We start from the raw sequence: 22,749 nt of genomic DNA, 5'->3' as shown, positions 1-22,749 counted from the left end.
GCGGACAGTTATTTTTACATCAAAATCAACAGATTGGTATGAATAGAAAAAAAGTTTCTACGGTTATTATTTCCGATGTCCATGTAGGGTCGGAACATTCAAAAGTTAACGAACTTATTTCATTTCTTCATTCGATAGATTGTGAAAAACTTATTTTAAACGGAGATATTCTGGACGGATGGAAATTGCATCGTAATCCTTTCGGGCGCTGGAAACGGGAATATACCGATCTGATAAAGGTAATTATGAAAATGATGGAAAAACATAATACCCGGGTTATTTATGTAAGAGGAAATCATGACAGTTTTCTGGACAGTATATTGCCTCTTACATTGTCGTCTGTTTCTTTTGTTCAGGATTATATACATGTATCTCATGGGAGACGTTATTATGTGACTCACGGAGATGTGTTTGATCATATAAGTAGCCGGATGGTATGGCTTGCTAAATTGGGAGATTATGGTTATACTTTCTTGTTATGGATAAATAAAGTATTAAATGCCTACCGGAGGAAAAACGGTAAGCCGTATTGTTCTTTTTCGCAGAGAATAAAACATAAGGTAAAATCGGCAGTGTCTTATATTTCGGATTTTGAAAGGTCTTTAACCGAGATAGCCGGGCGTCAACATTATGACGGGGTTATTTGTGGCCATATTCATCAACCGGCCGATCTTTGGTTCGGGAATGTGCATTATCTTAATTCCGGGGATTGGGTGGAATCGTTAAGTGCTCTTGTCGAAAGGGAGGATGGAATATGGGAAATATACAAATATGAGGAAAATTATGCGAAAGAGATAAAAGCTTCCTGAAACCGGACAACCGTATAAAGCATGTTTTTGTTATGATTAAAAATGAAAGACGAAATGAAATTTCTTTTTATTATACAGGGGGAGGGAAGGGGACATTTTTCCCAGGCATTGGTTATGCAGGATATGCTTCGCAGGCAAGGGGATGAGGTGGTGGCCTGTCTGGTGGGAAAGAGCGAGTCCCGTATATTGCCCGATTATTTTTTATCGCAGATGAAAGCGGATATACTTCCGTTCGAAAGTCCTAATTTTTTGCCCGCAGCTCAGAATAAACGTCCTAACCTGATAAAGAGTGTTGTTTATAACTTGGTTAGATTGCCTGTTTATATTGCAAATATGGTATTTATAAAAAAGAAAATAGCCGATTATAACCCCGATATTGTTCTTAATTTTTATGAGTTACTGGCCGGCCTCACTAATTTCTTCTTTTCTGTCCGGGTTCCTATAGTATGTATAGGACATCAGTATATGTTTTTGCATCGTAAATATATTTTTCCGAAAGTATCCTGGTTGGAGATCAATTTATTACGTTTTTTCACTAAGATGACTGCACTGGGAGCCTCTTCCCGGCTGGCATTATCATTCTATCCGCTTTCCGATGACCGGAAAAGCGGAATAGCCGTAGTCCCTCCGTTGTTAAGAAAGGAGGTCAAACAGCAAAAAAATGAAACAAGAGATTATATTCATGGATACATGCTTAATAGCGGTTATTTGTCCGAGATTGAAGATTGGCATAGAAAACATCCTGATGAAAAATTGGAATTCTTTTGGGATAAAAAAGATGTTCCGGATGTTTTACGGATTTCCGATGGGTTGAATCTGCATCGCATCAATGACCAAACTTTTCTTTCTTATATGGCCGGTTGTAAGGGATACTCGACTACCGCAGGTTTTGAATCGGTGTGTGAGGCGCTGTATCTGCAAAAACCTGTAATGATGGTCCCGGTTCATATAGAACAAATCTGTAATGCATACGATGCATTAAAGGTGGGCGCCGGAGCCGTTGCCGGGTATTTTGATCTGGACGTATTGCTGGATACTATACCGGATTATAAGCCTAATGAGATGTTCAGAAAATGGGAGAGTCATGCCGAAGTACTGATATATGCCGAATTGAAAAGCATTTATAATTCATATAGCCGGGAGGGGATAAAAATCTCTCCGTCTTTTCGTTGAGCATTTGTTTTTCTGGTATAAAAAAATAGAGGGGCTGTTATAGCCTCTCTATTTTTATGAATTACCGGTATTAGTAATTGTTTTTCTTTCTTTCAAAATAAGCTTGCGGGTGCTGGCATGCCGGACATAACTGAGGCGCTTTTTTACCTTTATGAACATATCCGCAGTTACGGCATTGCCATTCTATTTCGGTTTCTTCTTCAAAGAATTTGCCGGTTTCTACGCGTTCCAGTAATTTACGGTAACGAGCTTCGTGTTCGGCTTCTACGCGGGCGACCATTTTAAATGTAGTGGCGATAGCAGGAAAGCCTTCTTCTTCGGCTATTTTTGCGAATTCAGGGTATAAATCGGCCCATTCCTCATTCTCTCCTTCGGCAGCAGCGCGCAGGTTTTCTGCTGTTGTACTGATGATGCCTGCGGGATAGGAAGCTGTGATTTCTACCATACCGCCTTCAAGATATTTAAAGAATTTTTTAGCATGTTCTTTTTCTTGTTCGGCGGTTTCCATAAATACGCCGGCTATCTGTTCATACCCTTCTTTTTTAGCTACGCTGGCAAAGAACGTATAACGGCTTCTTGCCTGTGATTCACCTGCAAAAGATTTCAGTAAATTTTGTTCTGTTCTGGTTCCTTTAATGCTTTTTTCCATTGTCTTGTGTTTTGATTGGTTATACAATTGTGTTTATATCTATTTTTTTGTACCTACGATTTGTATTTTTATCTCTTTCATTCGGAATCCGGGTATATGATGTGTGTCGAAATATTCCCGGATCATCTGGTTAAGTCCCGGGTCCCGGTAATCTGCTATGTGCTGGGTATCTTCGAAATAAAGGTGCTGATGCTCACTCGTGTCCCAGTCGAAATACATTTTGTTGTCGTCGGTATGTACTTTTGTTATAAGTCCGGTTTTTACAAGACTGTCCAAAACATTATATATAGTACCGGTTGTCACAGTGGGATGTGTTTCACGTACATGTTTCAAGACATCTTCGGCACATGGATGCTTCAATTCCGAGAGAGCATAATAAACGGCAATTCGCTGAGGGGTTGTTTTTAATCCTTTCTGATGAAATATTTCCTTTATTTCCTGAATAGTCATTTTGTCGTTTTATTATTTTGTTCGGCAAAGTTAATTAGAATAATTCTAATATAAAAATAATTTCAAATAAAAATCTCGGATAAGTTATTATGATTTTGATAATGAGTGAATAAAAAAGTCACTGAAATTTTCAGTGACTTTTTATCTGTTTTTTTCTTTATGTATTTTACATAATTCCTTTTTCCCGTAATTTCAACTGCCATTTCCACGCCGAAGCCAACGTGTCTTCAATGGTTTCTTTTGCCGTCCATCCGAGTTCATTGTTGGCCCATTCAGGATTTGCCCATACTTGTTCGATATCTCCTTCACGGCGGTCTACGATTTTATGAGGAACTTTAACTCCGGTAGTCTTTTCAAAAGCATGTATAAGTTCCAATACGGAAAGTCCTTTTCCTGTTCCCAGATTGAATATCTCTACATTCTTTTTTGATTTTCCTTGTATCATACGGTCTACAGCAATAACGTGTGCTTTTGCAAGATCTACCACGTTGATATAGTCGCGTATGCAGGAACCGTCAGGCGTATTATAATCGTCACCGAATACACTTAATTCTGGACGTATGCCTATTGCAGTTTGAGTGAGGAACGGTATCAGGTTCTGGGGAACTCCATTGGGTAACTCTCCTATTTCTGCTGTAGGATGTGATCCGATGGGATTGAAATAACGAAGTATAATTGATTGGAATGGTGCATTTGCATGGATGGTGTCCTGGATGATTTCTTCACAAATTTGCTTTGTATTGCCGTAAGGGGACATGGCGGGTTTGATAGGCGCTTTTTCATCTACCGGAAGAACGTCGGGTTGTCCGTAAACAGTGCAGGAGGATGAGAATACAAAACCTTTTACTCCGAATTCAGGCATCAGTTCCAACAGATTGATGAGAGAAACAAGGTTGTTACGATAATAAAGTAACGGTTTTTTCACCGATTCTCCTACAGCTTTGCTGGCGGCAAAATTGATGATTCCCTGTATTCCGGGATTTTCTTCAAATACCTTTTTTAAACCTTCTTTATTTGTGATGTCAAGTTGTACGAATACGGGACGTTTTCCTGTGATGTGTTCAATTCCGTCGAGAACGCCGATGTTGGAGTTAGATAAGTCGTCTACAATTACGACTTCATAACCTGCGTTCTGTAATTCAACGGTGGTATGAGAGCCTATATATCCAACACCGCCGGTAACCAAAATCTTTCCTTTCATAGATATGCGATTTAATAAATGAATTCTGGACAAAAGTAGATAAATAAATCAAACCGTCCTATGGATTTAATGCAAAAAATCATGGACATATACCGGTCATTCTGCACATTTACAGAGAAATATTTGCGTTGAGAAAAAAAAGTTATAACTTTGCACCGCTTTAAAATTCCGTGTGATGGGAAATTAAGGAGCGAAACTGATAACTTAATTTTGAGTAACACAAAAACAAAACAAAATGAAAACATTTAAACTTGAAGGTACTCCCAGAACCGATTTGGGTAAAAAAGCAGTAAGAGAGTTACGTAAACAGTCTTTGATTCCTGCCGTTCTTAATGGCGGACAAATTGTAGAGTTGCCTTTTAAAGGTAAATTGAATGCCGGAGAGAAACTGGTTGAAATGGAAAACAACAAAGGTATCATTGTAACCGACTTTACTGTTTCTAAAGATTCAGTGCGTAAATTGGTTTATACACCTGATATCTATGCCGTGGAGCTTACTATAGGAGATAAAAAAGTAATGGCTGTTCTTAAAGACATTCAGTTCCATCCGGTAAACGATTCTATTTTGCATATGGATTTTCTGGAAGTGAACGAAGAAAAACCTGTGGTAATGGAAGTTCCCGTTGCTTTGGAAGGTCACTCCGAAGGTGTGAGAGCCGGTGGTAAGTTGAGCCTTTCTATGAAGAAATTGAAAGTAAAAGCCGTTTATACTAATATACCTGAAAGACTGGTAATAAATATCGATAACTTGGGATTGGGTAAAACTATGCAGGTAGGCGATCTTCATTTTGAAGGCCTTGAACTGATGAATGCCAAGAATGCAGTTGTATGTGCCGTTAATTTGACGCGTGCTGCAAGAGGTGCCCAGGCTAAAGGTAACTAATCGGAATTAAATGAAATATTTGATTGTAGGGTTGGGGAATATCGGACCTGAGTACGAAAATACCCGGCACAACATAGGATTCAGAGTGTTGGACGCTTTAGCTAAGGCGTCCAATCTTGTTTTTACAGATGGCAGATACGGGGCTACGTGTGAATTGAAGATAAAAGGACGTACACTATTGCTTTTGAAACCTTCTACATACATGAACCTTAGTGGTAATGCGGTACGTTACTGGCTGCAAAAAGAGAATATTCCGGTTGAGAATTTACTGGTAGTCGTGGATGATCTGGCACTCCCCTTCGGTATGTTACGCCTGAAACCCAGAGGGAGCGATGCAGGACATAACGGATTAAAACATATTCAGCAAATTCTGGGAACAGATAATTATGCTCGTTTAAGGTTTGGCATCGGCAATGATTTCCCGCGCGGAGGGCAAGTGGATTATGTGCTGGGATGTTTTCCTCCTGAACAAGAGTCGGAGCTTCCTTCCAAATTAGAACGTGCCGAAGAAATGATAAAAAGTTTTTGTCTGGCAGGGATTCAGTTGACTATGAATCAGTTCAATAATAAGTGATATGGCAAAAGAAGAAGTGAGAATTGACAAGTGGATGTGGGCTACCCGTATTTTTAAGACCCGGACCATCGCTACTGAAGCGTGCAAGAAAGGAAGGATTTCTATCGATAATGTTACGGTAAAACCTTCCCGTACAGTGAAGGTTGGCGATATCATACAGGTGAGGAAACCTCCGGTGACTTATTCTTTCCGGGTTATCGCCTTGGCTGAGAACCGGATGGGGGCGAAATTGGTTCCCGGTTATTTGGAGAATGTGACTACTCCCGACCAGTATGAATTACTGGAATTAACAAAAATAGGAGGGTTTGTAAAACGTCAGAAAGGGCTTGGACGTCCTACAAAACGAGATGCCCGGGAGATGAAAAGATTTACGGAAGAAGAATTTTATGATGATGGATTCGATTTCGATTTTGATTTTGAAGAAAGCGATGAATAGTCGCTTTTTTGTTTTGATAGTTTAAAATAAATTAAAATAACATCGGTCTGATGGCTATCTGTGTGAACAATTCATATTGCTGATTATCTTTGTATTTCATTGAAACAGAAATGTATTTAAAAAGACTGTACATAATTCTTCTGGTTTTTGCCACAAGTATGATCGTGGTATCTACAGTTCTTCCTCATCATCATCATGAAGATGGGCATATCTGTTTACTCTTTTCAATGAATGAACATAGTGCCGAGAAAGATGAACCGGATGGCAAAGGTTGTACCGATAATTGTTTGGTGAAATTAAGCTCTGTTGATGCTTCTTCTTTGAATCACCATGTTATTAAGATGATGCCGGTCGTGCTTACGTCCTTGTTGTCTTTTTTTCCGGAAATAGTTCCCGATATATTGAAAACAACGGGTTCCGGACCGTATTATCTGGAACGGCTCCATAGCATATTACTAACCTGTAGTGCCGGATTGAGGGCACCTCCCTGTTTTGTTGCATAAAGTATGAGACTCCTTTAAAGGGAGTCGTGTTTTTTATTTTGGAGCTTTTGAAAAAAAGTTCTGTTTGTCTGTTTTTAATTATGCAACATGAAAAATATATTTTTTATTATAATAATTTGTACTTATATTCTGTTGACAGGATGTAACGGGACTTCTTCTCCGGTAAAACCGGAACATGTTCACGTTCACGATCATGAAACTCATGATCATGAGAATGAAGAAGGGGCCGGGCATGCGCTGGAACATGAAAGTGAGGAATATGCTCGTTCCGAAGAAATTATACTGAAACAAGGGGAAGCGGAGTCGATAGGACTTACTACAAAAAAGATGGTTCCAGAAGATTTCAGCGAAGTTATTAAATGTTCCGGTCAGATTCTGGCTGCGCAGGGAGACGAATCGACATTGGTGGCTCCTGTTTCGGGAGTGGTTTCGTTCGGGAAAAAAGTTTTAGCTGATGGTACGGCAGTCCAGAAAGGTTCTGTGTTATTTGTTATATCGGGAAAAGGATTGGCAGAGGGTGATCCTGTGGAGAAAGCCCGCATTAATTATGAGACGGCCCGAAAAGATTATCAACGTGCCGAAGAACTGGTAAAAGATAAAATCATCTCGGAAAAGGAATTTAACCGTATATACCAGGAATATGAAACTGCCCGTATGGCTTATCAGGCAATAGGCAGGAATATGCAATCCGGTGCGGCTGTTTCGGCAACGATGAACGGATTTGTAAAAAGCTGTCTGGTAAAGGAGGGCGATTATGTGGAAGTAGGTCAGCCACTTGCTGTTTTATCCCAAAACCGAAAATTGCAGCTGCGTGCCGAAGTTTCGGAGCGCTATTATAAATCGTTACCTTCTTTGATTTCGGCTAATTTTAAAACTCCGTATGATAGTAAAGTTTATGATTTAAAAAAGCTGAACGGGCGATTACTTACTTACGGCAAGTCTTCGTCGGGCTCATTCTATATTCCGGTGACTTTCGAGTTTGATAACAAAGGAGAGGTTATTCCGGGCTCATATGTGGAGGTCTATCTGATAGCATCTCCTTTAAAAAATGTATTGAAAGTTCCGGTATCATCCCTTAGCGAGGAGCAAGGGTTGTATTTTGTTTATCTGAGGCTGGATAAAGAAGGCTATAGAAAACAGGAAGTGACATTAGGTGCTTCCGACGGAAAAAATGTACAGATACTTTCCGGCTTGAAACCTGGGGACGAAGTAGTGACCAAAGGTGTCTACCAGGTGAAACTGGCTGCGAACAGCGGTGTTATTCCCGAGGGTCATACACATAATCACTAAGCCGGAAAGGAGATATTATGCTGAACAAAATAATAAGATATTCGCTTCATAACCGCCTGGTGGTGCTGGTAGTTTCTATATTGCTGTTGTTTGCCGGCACTTATACTTCCATGAATATGGAAGTGGATGTGTTCCCGGACCTGAATGCCCCTACGGTAGTGGTGATGACCGAAGCTTCCGGAATGGCTCCCGAAGAGGTGGAACGGCTTGTAACATTCCCGGTTGAAACGGCTCTGAACGGAGCTACAGATGTACGGCGCGTACGATCTTCTTCAACTACGGGATTCTCCGTAGTATGGGTAGAGTTTGACTGGGGTACCGATATTTACAAGGCACGTCAGATAACTTCCGAGAAATTAGCGGTATTGGGAGAAAGTTTGCCTGCCGGTGTGGGAACTCCCACATTGGGTCCGCAATCCTCTATATTAGGAGAGGTTATGATCCTGGGTCTTACTTCGGACAGCACCTCTTTACAGGAGTTGCGTACTTTGGCCGATTGGACTATCCGTCCCCGTCTTTTATCTACGGGAGGCGTTGCCCAAGTTACGGTAATAGGGGGTGAAATGAAAGAGTACCAGATATCTCTTGACCTGGCCCGTATGAAACATTATAATGTAACGGTCGAAGAGATTATGGCCACAGCCCGCGGAATGAACCGGAACGCTAACGGAGGTGTCCTTTACGAATATGGTAATGAATATATAGTAAGAGGAGTTGTTTCTACCAATAAAGTTCAGGATTTTGCCAAAGCGGTTGTAAAACGTGTGGATGGAGTCCCCGTGTTACTTGAAGATGTCGCCGACATACATATTGGAAATAAGGCTCCTAAATTAGGGGTCGCTTCGGAGCGGGGAAAACCGGCCGTATTGGTGACTGTTACGAAACAGCCGAATACAGGAACGATAGAACTTACCGACAAGCTGATTGCTTCGGTAGACGAACTACAGAGGAGTCTTCCTCCGGACGTAAATATCTCTACGGATATTTTCCGCCAGTCTCATTTTATAGACAGTTCGATTGATAATGTACAGAAATCATTGTTCGAAGGAGCTATCTTTGTAGTGATCGTGCTTTTTTTCTTTTTAATGAATCTGCGTACCACGCTTATTTCGCTGGTAGCTTTGCCTTTATCATTATTGGTCTCTATTCTTACGCTTCACTTTATGGGACTTACCATCAATACGATGAGCCTCGGCGGAATGGCTATTGCCATAGGTTCGCTGGTAGACGATGCTATCGTGGATGTGGAGAATGTTTACCGGAGGTTAAAGGAGAATAAATTGTTACCTCCAGAAGAACGAAAGAAAACGATAGATGTCGTATTTGAGGCATCTAAAGAAGTGCGTATGCCGATTCTTAATTCTACTTTGATTATTATTGTGAGTTTCGTTCCTTTATTTTTCCTGACAGGGATGGAAGGCCGTATGCTCATGCCTTTGGGAGTCGCTTTTATTATCGCTTTGATTGCTTCTACTATTGTTGCGCTTACTCTTACCCCCGTGTTGTGTAGTTATTTACTGGGAGGTAAAGAAAAGGAGGAAAAGAAGCTGGCGCGCGAGCCTTGGTTAGCTCGAAATTTGAAGGGTGTTTATTTGCGTTCCTTGAATTGGACCCTGTCTCATCGCAAGTTGGTAATAGGTGGTACTCTTGCTCTTTTTATTGTGGCTTTAGGAGTATTCTTTACTTTAGGCCGTAGTTTCCTGCCTTCGTTTAATGAGGGGTCTTTTACGATAAATGTAAGTACTCTTCCCGGTATTTCTCTGGAAGAAAGCGACCAGGTGGGACGCAGGGCCGAGGAATTACTTTTGCAGATACCCGAAATAAAGACAGTAGCCCGTAAGACCGGTCGCGCCGAGCTTGACGAACATGCTTTGGGAGTAAACGTGTCGGAAATTGAAGCTCCTTTCGAATTGAAGGATCGTTCTCATTCCGAGGTAATGGCTGATATACGAAATAAAATGTCTATGCTCCCCGGTGTGAATGTCGAGATAGGACAACCTATATCCCACCGTATAGATGCTATGCTGTCGGGAACACAAGCTAAAATAGCAATAAAGCTTTTCGGAGATGATCTGAACCGTATGTTTATGATCGGAAATCAGATAAAAAAATCCATTGGTGGTATCGACGGAGTAGTGGATTTGAATGTGGAACAGCAGATAGAGCGTCCTCAGTTGAAAATTAATCCGAAGCGAGAGATGCTGGCGAAGTATGGAATTACCGTACCTGAATTTGCGGAATTTGTGGATGTCGCCCTGGCTGGAGAGGTTGTCTCTCAGGTATATGAGGACGGTCGCGCCTTCGATCTCACAGTAAAAGTGAAGGATGAAGATCGTACGAGTGCCGATAAAATACGGAATCTTATGATTGACAGTCAGGAAGGCAAGATACCGTTGTATTATGTGGCGGATGTGGTATCTTCTACCGGTCCCAATACGATCAACAGGGAGAATGTAAAGAGAAAGATAGTTATTTCGGCCAATGTCGGGGACCGGGATTTGAGAAGTGTCGTAAATGATATACAGAAGAAAGTAAATGAAGAGGTACAGTTGCCGGAAGGTTATTTTATTCAGTACGGAGGACAATTCGAGAGCGAAGCGGCTGCTTCTCGTACGCTTATGCTTACTTCTGTGATGTCGATACTGGTGATATTTCTGTTGCTATATAATCAGTTCCGTAATGCGAAGGAGGCAGGTGTTATTCTGCTCAATCTCCCTCTTGCCCTTATAGGAGGTGTGTTTATGTTGCGCTTTACTACAGGAGAAGTCAGTATACCGGCCATCATAGGTTTTATTTCTTTGTTCGGTATCGCCACGCGTAATGGTATGTTGCTTGTGTCTCATTATAATTATCTCGGAGAACAAGGACTTTCGCTCCGGGAAACTATTATAAAAGGTTCTCTGGATAGGTTGAATCCTATCTTAATGACGGCGCTTTCTTCTGCTTTGGCTTTAATACCACTGGCCTTATCGGGAGATCTGCCTGGTAATGAGATACAAAGCCCCATGGCAAAGGTGATTCTCGGAGGACTTATAACGTCTACTTTCCTGAACGCTTTCGTTGTGCCTGTTGTTTATTTGATTATGAACCGTAAAAAAGAGGAAGCATGAAAATTTTAAGATTAATTCTGATAATAAGTCTGTTCTCCAGTATGGCGGAAGCCCAGACAATAGAAGATGTATTAAGTAGCGTCGCCTCCCATAATAAAGAAATGAAAGCTGGGGAACAACAGCTTCAGTCTCAGAAACTGGAGGTCTCTACTATGAATAGGCTGGAAGATCCTATGGTTGAGTACGGGCATCTGTGGGGGCGTAATTCGGAGATTAAGATGGATTTCTCTGTTACACAGGAATTTGATTTTCCCACCGTATATTTCAATCGTCATAAAATGATGGGGTTGAAATCATCATTATATGATAATCAATATGCAGCTTTACGCCAGCAGATATTGTTGCAGGCAAAAGAGGTGTGTCTGGATATTATTAGCCTGAACCAGAAACTGGAACTTTGGGACGAGCGTCAGAAAATAGCTGAAGAGCTTTCAGCGTTTTACACTAAACGGTTACAGCAAGGTGATGCCAATATTTTGGAAACTAATAAGGTGAAACTGGAGTTATTGAATGTGAAAACGCAAAGGCGTATGTTGCTATCGAATTTACAGAATAAATTACGAGAGCTGCGTACACTGAACGGAGATGAAGATATTTCTTTTACCTCGTCGGCTTATCCGGCTGTTGAATTTCCCCGGAATTTCGATGAACTTTTTGCCCGTGTATTGGAAAACGATCCGGAGATGAAGCTTTTAAAGGGAGAGCAATATCTTGCCGACCGGCAACTTTCTTTAAGCAAATCCCAGTGGTGGCCTAAACTTGCTGCTGGTTATCGGTTCGCTAATGAAGAAGGAATGAAGTTCAACGGATTTACCGTGGGAGTTTCTATTCCGCTTTTCTCGAACAGGAAACAGGTAAAAATTGCCCGTTCTCAGGCTGTCTTTACCGATTTGAGGACGGATAATACAAAATCCCGGCTTCTCCAGGAATTTCGTAGTAATTATAATGAGGCACTTGCGTTGAAAACATCTCAGGAAGAATATGTAGAGGTACTGGGAGAGCAAAATAATCTTTCGTTATTGACGAAAGCATTGAAGGCGGGAAATATCTCTCTGGTCGATTTTTTTGTCGATGCGACTCAGATATATGAAGTTATGGATACCCGTATCAATCTGGAAAACCAGTATCAAAAACAAATGGCCAGATTGCTGCGTTTTGAATTATAATGTATTGAGAGAGTAATAAAAGAAGAGGCCGGTAATTATTACCGGCCTCTTCTTTTTTATAATTTCTTATCGGATTAGTTCCGGGAAATAGCTTCTTTCACGATCATCTGACGTCCTGCATATTCTGCACCGTTCAGTTCGCGAATAGCGTTACGTGCTTCTTCGTCGTTTGGCATTACTACGAAAGCGAAGCCTTTTGAGCGACGTGTTTCGCGGTCAATGATAAGTTTTGTTGATTCTACTGTACCGTAATCTTGCATTACCTGGTGGAGATCCGATTCCTTAACGTTATAGCTAAGGTTGCCAATGTAAATGTTCATAAAAAGAAATTTGTAAATGTAATTAAATAAAATAATTTGAAACAAGGTAGTTTGTAATGATCAGTTCGTCGATAATAAACTCCGGTAGAACCCCGGTATTGTAGTACAGAAGATAAAGAACAAGACAAGCGTCTTTTGTTTATTTTTCAAAGGACGGTATAAAAATCGAATATTCGGTCATGTTTTGTCATTTATTTTTTGGTGTGCTCACAATAAAAGTTAAATGGATGGTTGAAAGTATGAAAAGAAACATTTAGCCCCTGTTATAGAGCTTTCTTTTTGATAATTAATTGTCGTATGGTCTTCTCTAATGGACGGGAAAGGATGATAAGGCTGACCGCTGTGATGATCGCTAATATACCGAAAGCGATAGGGGCAGTGAAAGGATCGCTGAAAACGATTATGCCTATGCAAACGGCTGTTAAAGGTTCCATGGCTCCTAAAACCGACGTCAATGTAGAACCTATGTGGCGTATGGCGTAAACCAGTGCCAGGTTTGAAACTACGGTAGGTATAATGGCCAGCATAACCAGGTTGAACCAGGAATGTGTATCGGGTATCCACATGAATGTGTCTCGTACGGATGTTGTGATCAGAAATACGATAGCACCGAGCGACATTACGTAAAAGGTTAGCTTCATTCCGGTCATCATACGGACCCGGGTTTGTTTAACTCCTACGATATATAGGGCGTAAGCTACACCCGATAAAAAAACGATAGTGAATCCGAAAAGATCGAACGGTGAAGTTTCCGAGAAAGCCGAAAGTAAGTAAACGCCGGCTACGGCAAGAGCCACTGCCGCATATGTAACGAGGGAACCTCTCTCGTGGAAGAAACCAATCATAACCAGTGTTACGATGACCGGATACAGGAAATGTATAGTAGTAGCAATACCACTGGGCATAAAATCATATCCCCATAACAAAAGTACGGAAGAAAAACAATAGAACATACATAGTATTCCGAGGGAAGGAATTTCTCTTTTCTGCAGACGGAATGATTCTTTTTTTATCAACATCAGTATAGCCAGGGCGCAAGCGGCAAAGAGAAATCGGTAAAATATCATGGTGTTGGGAACCATACCTGTACTTCTTACCGGAATACTGAATAAAGGAATGAAACCGAATGCAGCGGAACTGATAATTCCGGCTGTGAAGCCTTTTAGTTTATTCCCCGGCATTTGTATCCTCTTTTTTTTCGTTACAGATATTCCGGAATAAACTGAAATTGACACTGCCGTAAACGCGCTGTTGGTCAAATTGGGCCAGACTGGAAAAATCATTATTCCTGGAATGTTCAAGGACAAATATACCATCAGGCTTTAGTAGTCCGGCTTTGAATACCAGAGAGGGAATAGTTTCTAACTCCGGAAGGTCATAAGGGGGATCGGCAAAAATAAAATCGAATTGTTCGCGGCAGGAGGGAATGAACTTGAAAACATCTCCTTTAACGGGAACCAGATTCTTGTCTCCCAGCTGTTGCATGACTTTACGAATGAAATTGTATTGTATGCTGTGGGCTTCTACACAGATTACTTTTCGGCAATCGCGCGACAACAGTTCGAAACTGACGGCCCCCGTACCTGCGAATAGGTCCAGTGCCGTGAGCCCTTCAAAAGAAATATAATTTTCCAGGACGTTGAATATATTTTCCCGGGCAAAATCTGTTGTTGGGCGTGCTTTGATATTGGTAGGAACATCAAAACGCCGACGGCCGTATTTTCCGCTTATGATTCTCATATTATACTGAATTGGCTGTTCTGTACTGCAAACTTAGATAAAAATAGGCATTTAGTCGCGTGTACTGATGTGAAAAAATAGAATAATTATCTAAATGGAATTTCATATGGTTCTTGCTTTGTCTTTTTGGTTAAGCACATAAGGATCGCTGGCAATGAATGCTTGTTATTGTTGGTCTGCTGGAATACTTTGATAGTCATAGTTTTAAATGCAAACAGGGTATAGTTTTTTGCAATTTACCGATATGTTTTCCTGAGTGCTTTATTTTATCTTTGTTTTTCACCGGTATGAATTAATTATGTTCTTGATCTTATGATAATGTTGAAAGCTGTTTCTTCGGTAATTACAATTCGGCCGTGAAATTGCCGGTTCCGTTTCCCAGACCGGTTAGAATAGCTTTTTTATTATTAATTGTATTATTAAATCCGATGGAGGAAAGGAGATTTTTTTATGAATGACAAACTTAGAAGAACACATGAGTTTTTACAGACATCCAAAACTCATGATGGCAGGGTATATTTTCATCCTATATTAATGATGTATGCCGCAAAACTATTCGGCAGGAGTTATACCGATTTTATGACCGATTACAGGATATTGGTAGAATCGAATATGAAATGCCTGGAAATGTACGATCATGATGCGGTTAGTGTAATATCCGATCCTTATCGGGAAACTTCTGCATTTGGAGCTAAAATAACGTTCGATGGGGATAATTCCCCGAAAGCGGAAAAATTGATAAGGTGTCCCGAAGATGTCGATAAATTAGTTAATCCTGATGTATATGCGTGTGAACGGACGATGGACAGGATAAACGGAGTGAAATATTACAGACAATTATTGGGTGAAAAATTTCCGGTAATCGGATGGGTTGAAGGGCCGCTGGCCGAAACTGCCGATCTGTGCGGCGTATCGGAGACGATGCTTAATATGATGATGGAACCCGATATGGTAAAAAAGATATTACAAAAGTGCTTGGTCACTGCTAAAGACTTTGCTTTGGCGCAGATTAGGGCCGGTTCTAATATCATGGGAGTGGGGGATGCTGTATGTTCCCAGATCTCGAAAGAGATGTATGATGAATTTTGTCTGCCACTACATCAAGAATTATTTGACTTTATACATGATTCCGGGGCAATCGTCAAGGTTCATATTTGTGGTAACATCACCCATATACTGCCTTCTCTGGCTCGAACCGGAGTCGATATTTTGGATATCGACTGGATGGTCGACCCTGTTGAAGCCTATAACATAATGGGAGACGGGGTGATGATATGTGGTAATCTTGATCCGGTCTCTGTCATAATGGAGGGGAATAAAGAACTTATCGAGGAAAAATATTTGCAAATAAAGAACAATATCCCCCGGGAAAATTGGATTGTGATGGGAGGATGTGAAATTCCGCCTGCTACCCCTTCTGAAAATATGGATTTCTTGAGATCTGTTTCCAAGGTCTATTGACATTTAGTATGATAAATAAGTTTTTGATATTCAGCCTTGTATAATATATACTGGTTTGTGATTATTACGAAAGTGAAAATGTATTGAATATATTATATTTATAAATAAAAATAAGAAAATAAAAATTATTTCCTATATTTGAAAAATGGGAATGTATTATCGTACAGGATATTGCTGGTGCTGTTGAAGTAAATTGTTGCTAATTTAAATTCTTTATTATGAAAAAAAATTACTTTTTTTTAGCTGTATTATTCTTCGGATATATAGGAACTTTTGCACAAATACCGGTTTCTTATTATGTAAATACCCATGGAAAGAAAATGGATGAATTGAAAACTGCATTTCATCAAATCATATCCGAGCCGTGCGATGTTCTGCCGTATGGCTGGGGAGCCGGCTGCCTGGCTACACAGTTCGTCAAGACCGATAATTACGGGGATGGCCGCGTATGGGATATGTATTCCGATGTGAAACTTTATTACCCTAATACATACGGTGTGAATATAGAACATTCACTTCCGAAAAGCTGGTGGGGAGTGTCGGACGAAACTTCCGACATTTATGTAGGTAATGTAAAGGCTTATCAGGATCTTCATCATTTATCCCCTTCCAATGTTGCCGCCAATACGGCGAAAGGCAATTATGCGCTGGGTGAGGTAGAAGGCGATATTCCTTATAATGATAATGGAGATATTTTGCCGTTTAATAATTATGTTTCTAAAGTCGGACCCGGAAAATCTTTTATGGGATATGAAGAGAATACTGTTTTTGAGCCGGACGATGAATATAAGGGTGATTTTGCCCGTATGTACATGTATATGGTAACTTGTTATGAGAATCTCAGCAACCGCTGGCGTTCGGTGGGAACCAGATCCATGCTGCAAAAAGATACGTATCCGGTCTTCACGGTAGGTGCACAGCGGTTATTGCTGAAGTGGAGCCGGGAAGATCCCGTATCACAAAAAGAGATAGACCGTAATAACGCAGTCTATGCTATCCAGCATAACCGTAACCCGTTCATCGATTTTCCTAATTTGGCCGAATATATTTGGGGGGATAGCATTATGAGGCCTTTTTTGTTGGATAAGACTGCAAAGTCGGGTGCTTTTGACGGAATATTGCCTGTACTGCCGGATGCTCCGGTTGAAGGAGATGTTTTATTGTCGACTACTTTTATGACATCGTTACTCCCGTTTCAGCCGGTGTCTGTAACAGGGGAGCAGGGTTGGAAATATACCTCCGGTTATGGTGCGCAGATGTCAGGCTATCTGGGACATTCCATTAGTAACGAAGACTGGCTGATATCTCCGCCTATGGATTTTTCCGATGTGGTATCAGCTACTCTTAAATTCATGCATGTGTGTAATAAAGGAAGTGTAGCGAATATGAAAGATAATCATACGCTGTGGTATTCTGTTTCATATTCCCGGAGTGGTGAAATACGTCCGGAAGAATGGATACAGATACCTGTACCGAAGTATTCGTCCGGAACCAGTTGGAATGATTGGGCTGCACCGGAGATTGTTTTACCATCGGAACTGAACGGGCAAGGAAAGGTTTTTATTGCGTTTAAATATTTGAGTACCGATAGCGAAAGTGCTACCTGGCAAATAAAGAATCTTTCTTTGAATGTAAGCCGGAAGTCTTTGGAAGTGGGGACTATTCCGGGTGAAAATGCAGATATTCATATATGGTTTGATGGTAATGGAACTTTGCGGATAAGTGCTCCGGAGAAAGTGGAACGTGTGTCTATCTACGGCATAGGAGGAGAACTTTTATATGAAGGACGTGGTGTTGCGGGTGTTTCCGGGATTAGCCTTCCGGCGGGATTGTATCTGGTGAAGGCGGTATGTGCCGGCGGACGTGTTTTTTCCGAGAAGGTAATTTGCAGATAGATTGTCTGTAAAAGGAGAAATAAAAGAAAAGGGTCCGGTATTTCCGGACTTTTTTTATAATTCGCACAGAGGTAATATGACCAGATCGAACGGCGCTCCGTGTGTTTCTTCCCCGAGCTCGAACAGATGTGACGGAAATATCGTGGGCATTACATAAGTAATATATTCTCTCATAAGAGGAGTAATCTCGTTGCGCAGATTTTTGTCGCCGGATAGTTGAAGTTCGTCGTTCATTTGGTCGTATTCCAGCTGCTGCCAGGCATTAAGTATGTAATAAGCCGCATCGTTGATGTGTCTGAAACGGAATGTATTTGCGAGCAATAACCCTTCCTTATTGAAACACAACAAGTCCAGATTTCCTTTTTGCAAATGGGCATACATTTTCGCATTGTTGCCCAGCCTGCTTTTGCGGTAAAAGTATTCACATAAAGGAGTAAGGTGGTGAAGTATCTGAGGGCGGTCGAAAGTTCTCCGCAAGAAATCCGAGACATCCGGAGCAATGCCGAACAGCAGTTGTGACCCGCAGCGGCTCAGATTGTTTTCCAGTATTTCGTCCTTTGATTCCGGAAAACAAAACCGGAAATAGATTTCGTTATCGCGGGAAGAGGCGAAAGGCAATGGGATAAAAGTAAAATGTTCCGGTTGTACGAGTATCTGTGTCTTTCGGAAATTCTGTAAGAGAACGGGATAGGAATAGACTGCGTTTTCCAAAGCGAACAGGTAATTATGCAGGTTGAGATCGAATGTCTCTTTGCGGTAGATATAAGAACCGTTTACCGCCGGGTTATACAGGGCGAACGAAAAACCGTTATCGTCCAGTTTTAAGGCCAGATGATATTGTCCCGTATGTTCCAATTCGATATCTTTATGTTGCAGTGTTCCGTTCATGCCGTTCCTGTTAAACTTTTTTGTCACATTTATGTTTGCAAATTTAAAAAAAGAAAATGTAAGTGCTATTTTTGTAGCTCTCTTTATTTATAATAAAAGATGGTAAACGACATTTTTGTTCAGCAAGTAAGACAGAATTTACCTTATCAGCCTAATCCTTCTCAGGAAGAACTGTTATATCGGTTAGCCGGTTTTGTCCTGGGACCGGAGACCGATTCCCTGTTTCTGCTTACAGGTTACGCCGGGACAGGAAAGACTTCCCTGATCGGAGGAGTGGTGCGCACCCTTTCTTCTCTGTCGTTCAAAACGGTCTTGCTGGCTCCGACAGGGCGTGCCGCAAAAGTTTTTGCCGGCTATGCCGGACAACAAGCGTTTACCATACACAAGAAAATATACCGGCAAAGGTCTTTTTCTCCTGATATGGAAGGTTTTCTTATAACCGAAAACCTGCATAAAGATACCTTGTTTATTGTCGATGAAGCTTCCATGATAGCTAACGATTCGGCCGATAGCACGGTATATGGTACGGGACATCTGCTGGACGATCTGGTAGAATATGTATATTCGGGAGAGAGATGCCGTTTGTTGTTATTGGGAGATACCGCCCAGTTGCCGCCCGTGGGGAGAGAAGAAAGTCCCGCTCTGGAGCGTGATCTTCTGTCCGGTTACGGATTGCGGGTCATGGGATACGAGCTGGATCAGGTGGCTCGCCAGACAAGTGAATCGGGTATCCTGTTCAATGCCACCCGGCTGAGAGAGATGATGACGTGCCACCCTTTACCGGTTCCCAAGCTTCGTTTCGCACCTTTTCGCGACGTTACCGCGTTGAACGGGGAAGAACTCGTTGAGAAGATTTCAGAGGCTTACGACCGTGACGGTATCGATGAAACCATTATTATAACCCGCAGTAACAAAAGGGCTAATATATTTAATCGGGGAGTACGTAACCAGATACTGTACCGGGAGGAAGAACTATCTTCCGGGGACTTGCTGCTGATTGCCCGGAATAATTATTTCTGGGGAAAAGAACATAAGGAAATAGGCTTTATTGCCAACGGGGATGTGGCAAGGGTAGAAAGAGTGCGGAGAGTTACGGAGATGTACGGTTTCAGGTTTGCCGATGTTCTGTTGTGGTTTCCGTACCTGGAAGCGGAGATAGAGGCGAAGATCATCCTGGACACTTTGACAAGTGAATCGCCGGCGCTTACCCGTGAACAGGGTAACGACCTGTTTATGCGGATTCTGGAAGATTATGAAGATCTGTCTTCTAAGCGTGAAAAAATGAAACGCCTCAAAGAAGATCCCTGGTTCAATGCTTTGCAGGTAAAATTCGCCTATGGTATGACTTGCCATAAGGCGCAGGGAGGACAGTGGAAAACGGCATTTATAGATATGGGATATATCGATCCCTCAGCTGTGGGTTTAGATTTTTATAGGTGGTTATATACAGCTCTTACCCGGGCTACCGGACGGGTATATATCATTAATCCGTCCGAATCTTTTCAGGAAAAAAAGTGATATCTTTCACTTTTATTTAAATGTATTTTATAGTGTTTGTTTTTATTTTTAAAATAAAACTATATATTTGTAAAAAAATAAGATTTAATTCAGATATTATGAAAAGACATTCCTTCTTTCTTTTGCTTTCCGTTTTGTTTGTAAGCGGCGTTCTGTTCTCTTCTGCCCAGCCCCATACGGTCGACAGGGAGCATCATGGTATGCGTGGAGGAGATACCATTTTCAAATGCCAGGTTGAATTTAAAGATCCGGGACGTACCGGAAAAAATGTCCTGTGGGATTTCGGAAAACTCAAAGAGATAGACAAAGGATATAAAGTCGCTTACCTGAGCCTTAACGACAGTATCCTAATGGAAAGGGAACAGCAAACCAATTATTTTTATACCGACGGAAGAGATACCTTGTATCATACGGGATACGATAACGTCACCACTCACGTGGACAATCTTCGGCCCGAATTCAGGATACGTTATCCGTTCTCTTACGGGGATTCGGTACGTGAATATTATTACGGGGAAGGAATTTACGGACGCAAGATATATTTCCGTACAGCCGGACATACTACCGTTAAAGCCGATGCCTGCGGTTCGGTGATTTTGCCCGGCGGAGATACTTTGCGTAATGTATTACGGGTACATTACGTGCGGCAGATCGTAGAGCGGATGGCCAATGAAGATAGCATCCTGTTTACGGTAAATAATGACAGCACATTGTTTCTTCCCGACAGTATCGATGTTCATATTGCATGTGATACCGTACGTTTCGAATCCGATATCTGGCGCTGGTATGCCCGGGGTTACCGCTATCCCGTATTCGAGAGCCGTCAGAGCCGGAGTATAGTAAAAGGAGATTCCTGTGAATATTACCAGACTGCGTTCTGTTTTCCGCCCGAAGAACAATTGTTATTGGAAGACGAGGAAAACGAGAAAGTGAGGGCGGCCGATGATGAGGTCCGGCGCAAGGAGGAAGAGGAGCAGGGAAAAGATCCCGGACGGGAGTTGAGGGAAGAAGATATAATTTACAATATCTATCCCGTGCCTGCGGTTACGTGCGCAACGATCGAATATTACCTGATGAAAGATGCGGCCGTTACTTTGAAACTATATGACCTGCGGGGTAACCTGGTATGGAGCCGTCCGAAACAAGAACGGGAAGCCGGGGTTTACACCGAGTCTTGCGAGATGAGCAGTATGCCCGTAGGGGAATATTTGCTTCACCTTTCGTTCGGCAGATTCGATTATGTGGAAAAATTGATGAAAAAATAATATAATGAACCGTTGTTTATCCCTTTTGTTGTTAACGGCCCTGTGGATGCCGGTTCGTGTTTACGCCTATCCGCCGCCCGACAGGTCGTTTGTCCAGGAGCGCATTATGCTGGACGAGAGCGGCTCGCGTTATTTGTCGGGTAAAAGATGTTATTACGACGGTCTGGGAAATCTCTGTCAGGTATGGCACATGGGCGTTACTCCTGCCGGGGCGAATCTGATTATATGGCCAATTACCGACGGAGCTAAATAAAAAACAGATTATGAAACGTACGATTTTGATTATATTATTCTGTACTTTAGGATTTGTGTATATAAAAGGAGAAACGCCCTATATCCGTCAGTAATTGAAAGATATATTCAATAAAGAACTGCTTTCTTTTTATCGTGGAGATCCTGAACCGTTATTGATAAAAGGCTCGGATGAATCGTATTTAAGGGATACGATAGACTCAAACCTGCCGAGAGTAGTTTATAAATATAGACGAAGATACCGATCGGGATGGTACGATAAACTGGATTTTTCCATCGAATCGGATACGGTTTATATACTGGAGAACGATAGAAGTCCACGCATTACTACGGTATATAGCAGTAAAGATACGCTGGGTTATTATCCTAATGTGATGCAAGGGATTACCTATAGAAAAACATTTCTTCATCCATATATACAATTAACATTATTAAGACAATGGAATGTAAAAGAGTTACAACGTCTGGGCAATGATCCTGATAGGGCTTTTATCTCTCCCCGTATAGTTTATGTAACCCGTATTATTTTCCGGAACGGAAAATATAGAATAGATTGTACAAAATATTTTAATTTTCGTTGAATCTTATTTGCCTTTAAGAATTTATTATCAGAATAACGGTGTTGATTCCGGTTATATTCCTGCCGGTTAAAATAGTTAACGATGAAAATAGGTGCTTTTTATATGATGACTAATTACCGATGGAACGATTCTATTAAATATAGTAAACGCACTCCGTATGCAGTTTAACGTTATAAATTAAGAGATATATCTTGTTGGTATGAAAAACTGGATTTTCGTGTTGAATCGGATACGGTATTTATAATAAAAAGCATTTCTAATGATAATTCTACATTTATTACCATTATTTGTAGTCGTATGGATACTATCGGTTATTATAGAGATGGAAAAGAAGAGAATAAAAGATGGCTTTACCTTCATAAGGTTATGGAATGTAAAAGAGCTACAACGGTTGGGAAATGATCCTAATTATGCATAATTGCTCCTAATACAATTTATGTAACTCGTATTATCTTGCGAAAAGGAAAGTATAGAATAGACTGTATGCAGTACTTCGGATTTTTTTATAGAAGTGAAAAATGAAAAAGAAGAATTTTATCAGAATGATTCTATAAAAATAGTAAAAGGAGACCTCTGCATAATGAA

General features: G+C 41.2%; 23 protein-coding genes. 16 read left to right on the top strand and 7 right to left on the bottom strand.

Annotated features, from left to right (window positions below):
* Positions 1 to 38: 38 nt before the first annotated feature.
* Both OCV73_RS12575 and OCV73_RS12570 read left to right on the top strand, forming a co-directional pair.
* Entirely contained in the window at positions 39 to 809 is a 771-nt protein-coding gene (locus OCV73_RS12575) for a UDP-2,3-diacylglucosamine diphosphatase (protein ID WP_147552725.1), read from the top strand.
* A 54-nt stretch (positions 810 to 863) separates the two neighbouring features.
* Positions 864 to 1,982: a glycosyltransferase family protein gene (locus OCV73_RS12570; protein ID WP_147552723.1), complete on the top strand. Its 1,119-nt coding sequence runs from the start codon at positions 864 to 866 to the stop codon at positions 1,980 to 1,982.
* A gap of 70 nt (positions 1,983 to 2,052) precedes the next feature.
* On the opposite strand, the gene rbr is transcribed toward OCV73_RS12570, so the two are convergent.
* The 3 genes from rbr to galE all read right to left on the bottom strand — a co-directional run bounded on the left by rbr (position 2,053) and on the right by galE (position 4,282).
* Entirely contained in the window at positions 2,053 to 2,631 is a 579-nt protein-coding gene (gene rbr, locus OCV73_RS12565) for a rubrerythrin (protein WP_147552721.1), read from the bottom strand.
* A 39-nt stretch (positions 2,632 to 2,670) separates the two neighbouring features.
* Complete coding sequence (locus tag OCV73_RS12560) at positions 2,671 to 3,081, bottom strand: Fur family transcriptional regulator (RefSeq protein WP_147552719.1); 411 nt, start codon at positions 3,079 to 3,081, stop codon at positions 2,671 to 2,673.
* A 166-nt stretch (positions 3,082 to 3,247) separates the two neighbouring features.
* Entirely contained in the window at positions 3,248 to 4,282 is a 1,035-nt protein-coding gene (galE, locus tag OCV73_RS12555; protein ID WP_147552717.1) for a UDP-glucose 4-epimerase GalE, read from the bottom strand.
* A 235-nt stretch (positions 4,283 to 4,517) separates the two neighbouring features.
* Between galE and OCV73_RS12550 the strand changes: the two genes are divergently transcribed.
* The 7 genes from OCV73_RS12550 to OCV73_RS12520 all read left to right on the top strand — a co-directional run bounded on the left by OCV73_RS12550 (position 4,518) and on the right by OCV73_RS12520 (position 12,244).
* A complete protein-coding gene (locus tag OCV73_RS12550; protein ID WP_147552715.1) occupies positions 4,518 to 5,165 on the top strand; it encodes a 50S ribosomal protein L25/general stress protein Ctc in 648 nt (215 codons plus the stop codon).
* A 10-nt stretch (positions 5,166 to 5,175) separates the two neighbouring features.
* Positions 5,176 to 5,739: an aminoacyl-tRNA hydrolase gene (pth, locus tag OCV73_RS12545; protein ID WP_147552714.1), complete on the top strand. Its 564-nt coding sequence runs from the start codon at positions 5,176 to 5,178 to the stop codon at positions 5,737 to 5,739.
* A gap of 1 nt (position 5,740) precedes the next feature.
* Positions 5,741 to 6,175 carry an RNA-binding S4 domain-containing protein gene (locus OCV73_RS12540; protein ID WP_147552712.1) on the top strand — a complete coding sequence of 145 codons (435 nt, stop codon included), beginning with the start codon at positions 5,741 to 5,743 and terminating at the stop codon, positions 6,173 to 6,175.
* Positions 6,176 to 6,285: 110 nt separating this feature from the next.
* Positions 6,286 to 6,678 carry a DUF6769 family protein gene (locus OCV73_RS12535; RefSeq protein WP_147552710.1) on the top strand — a complete coding sequence of 131 codons (393 nt, stop codon included), beginning with the start codon at positions 6,286 to 6,288 and terminating at the stop codon, positions 6,676 to 6,678.
* An 87-nt stretch (positions 6,679 to 6,765) separates the two neighbouring features.
* A complete protein-coding gene (locus OCV73_RS12530) occupies positions 6,766 to 7,968 on the top strand; it encodes an efflux RND transporter periplasmic adaptor subunit (RefSeq protein WP_147552708.1) in 1,203 nt (400 codons plus the stop codon).
* Positions 7,969 to 7,985: 17 nt separating this feature from the next.
* Complete coding sequence (locus tag OCV73_RS12525; RefSeq protein ID WP_147552706.1) at positions 7,986 to 11,078, top strand: efflux RND transporter permease subunit; 3,093 nt, start codon at positions 7,986 to 7,988, stop codon at positions 11,076 to 11,078.
* Positions 11,075 to 12,244 (top strand): TolC family protein, encoded by a 1,170-nt coding sequence (locus OCV73_RS12520; RefSeq protein WP_147552704.1) that lies wholly within the window; start codon positions 11,075 to 11,077, stop codon positions 12,242 to 12,244. Before OCV73_RS12525 ends, OCV73_RS12520 begins: the two co-directional genes overlap by 4 nt.
* Before the next feature lie 74 nt (positions 12,245 to 12,318).
* On the opposite strand, the gene OCV73_RS12515 is transcribed toward OCV73_RS12520, so the two are convergent.
* The 3 genes from OCV73_RS12515 to OCV73_RS12505 all read right to left on the bottom strand — a co-directional run bounded on the left by OCV73_RS12515 (position 12,319) and on the right by OCV73_RS12505 (position 14,304).
* The gene (locus OCV73_RS12515) at positions 12,319 to 12,564 is read right to left on the bottom strand and encodes an RNA recognition motif domain-containing protein (protein WP_147552702.1); all 246 of its coding nucleotides are present in this window, start codon (positions 12,562 to 12,564) and stop codon (positions 12,319 to 12,321) included.
* A gap of 263 nt (positions 12,565 to 12,827) precedes the next feature.
* Positions 12,828 to 13,745: a DMT family transporter gene (locus OCV73_RS12510; protein WP_147552700.1), complete on the bottom strand. Its 918-nt coding sequence runs from the start codon at positions 13,743 to 13,745 to the stop codon at positions 12,828 to 12,830.
* Positions 13,732 to 14,304 carry an RsmD family RNA methyltransferase gene (locus tag OCV73_RS12505; protein WP_147552699.1) on the bottom strand — a complete coding sequence of 191 codons (573 nt, stop codon included), beginning with the start codon at positions 14,302 to 14,304 and terminating at the stop codon, positions 13,732 to 13,734. Before OCV73_RS12505 ends, OCV73_RS12510 begins: the two co-directional genes overlap by 14 nt.
* Before the next feature lie 450 nt (positions 14,305 to 14,754).
* Between OCV73_RS12505 and OCV73_RS12500 the strand changes: the two genes are divergently transcribed.
* Entirely contained in the window at positions 14,755 to 15,765 is a 1,011-nt protein-coding gene (locus OCV73_RS12500; RefSeq protein ID WP_147552697.1) for a uroporphyrinogen decarboxylase family protein, read from the top strand.
* Positions 15,766 to 15,983: 218 nt separating this feature from the next.
* The gene (locus tag OCV73_RS12495; RefSeq protein WP_147552695.1) at positions 15,984 to 17,660 is read left to right on the top strand and encodes an endonuclease; all 1,677 of its coding nucleotides are present in this window, start codon (positions 15,984 to 15,986) and stop codon (positions 17,658 to 17,660) included.
* A gap of 54 nt (positions 17,661 to 17,714) precedes the next feature.
* Here OCV73_RS12495 and OCV73_RS12490 read toward each other — a convergent pair whose 3' ends face one another.
* Entirely contained in the window at positions 17,715 to 18,575 is an 861-nt protein-coding gene (locus OCV73_RS12490; protein ID WP_147552694.1) for a DUF3822 family protein, read from the bottom strand.
* A gap of 72 nt (positions 18,576 to 18,647) precedes the next feature.
* Between OCV73_RS12490 and OCV73_RS12485 the strand changes: the two genes are divergently transcribed.
* From OCV73_RS12485 to OCV73_RS12465, 5 genes are all read left to right on the top strand, one after another.
* Positions 18,648 to 20,066 carry an ATP-dependent DNA helicase gene (locus OCV73_RS12485; RefSeq protein WP_147552692.1) on the top strand — a complete coding sequence of 473 codons (1,419 nt, stop codon included), beginning with the start codon at positions 18,648 to 18,650 and terminating at the stop codon, positions 20,064 to 20,066.
* Between the two features lie 98 nt (positions 20,067 to 20,164).
* Entirely contained in the window at positions 20,165 to 21,331 is a 1,167-nt protein-coding gene (locus OCV73_RS12480) for a T9SS type A sorting domain-containing protein (protein WP_147552690.1), read from the top strand.
* Positions 21,332 to 21,335: 4 nt separating this feature from the next.
* Positions 21,336 to 21,584, top strand: a complete 249-nt coding sequence (locus OCV73_RS12475; RefSeq protein ID WP_147552688.1) for a hypothetical protein — start codon at positions 21,336 to 21,338, stop codon at positions 21,582 to 21,584.
* Between the two features lie 94 nt (positions 21,585 to 21,678).
* Positions 21,679 to 22,164, top strand: a complete 486-nt coding sequence (locus OCV73_RS12470) for a hypothetical protein (protein ID WP_147552686.1) — start codon at positions 21,679 to 21,681, stop codon at positions 22,162 to 22,164.
* Positions 22,165 to 22,423: 259 nt separating this feature from the next.
* Positions 22,424 to 22,582 carry a hypothetical protein gene (locus tag OCV73_RS12465; protein WP_167551264.1) on the top strand — a complete coding sequence of 53 codons (159 nt, stop codon included), beginning with the start codon at positions 22,424 to 22,426 and terminating at the stop codon, positions 22,580 to 22,582.
* The last annotated feature ends 167 nt before the right edge of the window (positions 22,583 to 22,749 follow it).

Source organism: Barnesiella propionica (assembly GCF_025567045.1).
Lineage (GTDB): Bacteria > Bacteroidota > Bacteroidia > Bacteroidales > Barnesiellaceae > Barnesiella_B > Barnesiella_B propionica.
This window is presented reverse-complemented; position numbering and strand designations above follow the sequence as displayed.

Coding starts and splice junctions, on each gene's coding strand:
- OCV73_RS12515 (WP_147552702.1), bottom strand. CDS start 12,564: ATGAACATTTACATTGGCAACCTTAGCTATAACGTTAAGGAATCGGAT.
- OCV73_RS12465 (WP_167551264.1), top strand. CDS start 22,424: ATGATAATTCTACATTTATTACCATTATTTGTAGTCGTATGGATACTA.
- OCV73_RS12485 (WP_147552692.1), top strand. CDS start 18,648: ATGGTAAACGACATTTTTGTTCAGCAAGTAAGACAGAATTTACCTTAT.
- OCV73_RS12535 (WP_147552710.1), top strand. CDS start 6,286: ATGTATTTAAAAAGACTGTACATAATTCTTCTGGTTTTTGCCACAAGT.
- OCV73_RS12540 (WP_147552712.1), top strand. CDS start 5,741: ATGGCAAAAGAAGAAGTGAGAATTGACAAGTGGATGTGGGCTACCCGT.
- OCV73_RS12510 (WP_147552700.1), bottom strand. CDS start 13,745: ATGCCGGGGAATAAACTAAAAGGCTTCACAGCCGGAATTATCAGTTCC.
- OCV73_RS12560 (WP_147552719.1), bottom strand. CDS start 3,081: ATGACTATTCAGGAAATAAAGGAAATATTTCATCAGAAAGGATTAAAA.
- OCV73_RS12530 (WP_147552708.1), top strand. CDS start 6,766: ATGAAAAATATATTTTTTATTATAATAATTTGTACTTATATTCTGTTG.
- galE (WP_147552717.1), bottom strand. CDS start 4,282: ATGAAAGGAAAGATTTTGGTTACCGGCGGTGTTGGATATATAGGCTCT.
- OCV73_RS12575 (WP_147552725.1), top strand. CDS start 39: ATGAATAGAAAAAAAGTTTCTACGGTTATTATTTCCGATGTCCATGTA.
- OCV73_RS12500 (WP_147552697.1), top strand. CDS start 14,755: ATGAATGACAAACTTAGAAGAACACATGAGTTTTTACAGACATCCAAA.
- OCV73_RS12570 (WP_147552723.1), top strand. CDS start 864: ATGAAATTTCTTTTTATTATACAGGGGGAGGGAAGGGGACATTTTTCC.
- OCV73_RS12550 (WP_147552715.1), top strand. CDS start 4,518: ATGAAAACATTTAAACTTGAAGGTACTCCCAGAACCGATTTGGGTAAA.
- OCV73_RS12525 (WP_147552706.1), top strand. CDS start 7,986: ATGCTGAACAAAATAATAAGATATTCGCTTCATAACCGCCTGGTGGTG.
- OCV73_RS12505 (WP_147552699.1), bottom strand. CDS start 14,304: ATGAGAATCATAAGCGGAAAATACGGCCGTCGGCGTTTTGATGTTCCT.
- OCV73_RS12495 (WP_147552695.1), top strand. CDS start 15,984: ATGAAAAAAAATTACTTTTTTTTAGCTGTATTATTCTTCGGATATATA.
- rbr (WP_147552721.1), bottom strand. CDS start 2,631: ATGGAAAAAAGCATTAAAGGAACCAGAACAGAACAAAATTTACTGAAA.
- OCV73_RS12480 (WP_147552690.1), top strand. CDS start 20,165: ATGAAAAGACATTCCTTCTTTCTTTTGCTTTCCGTTTTGTTTGTAAGC.
- pth (WP_147552714.1), top strand. CDS start 5,176: ATGAAATATTTGATTGTAGGGTTGGGGAATATCGGACCTGAGTACGAA.
- OCV73_RS12475 (WP_147552688.1), top strand. CDS start 21,336: ATGAACCGTTGTTTATCCCTTTTGTTGTTAACGGCCCTGTGGATGCCG.
- OCV73_RS12520 (WP_147552704.1), top strand. CDS start 11,075: ATGAAAATTTTAAGATTAATTCTGATAATAAGTCTGTTCTCCAGTATG.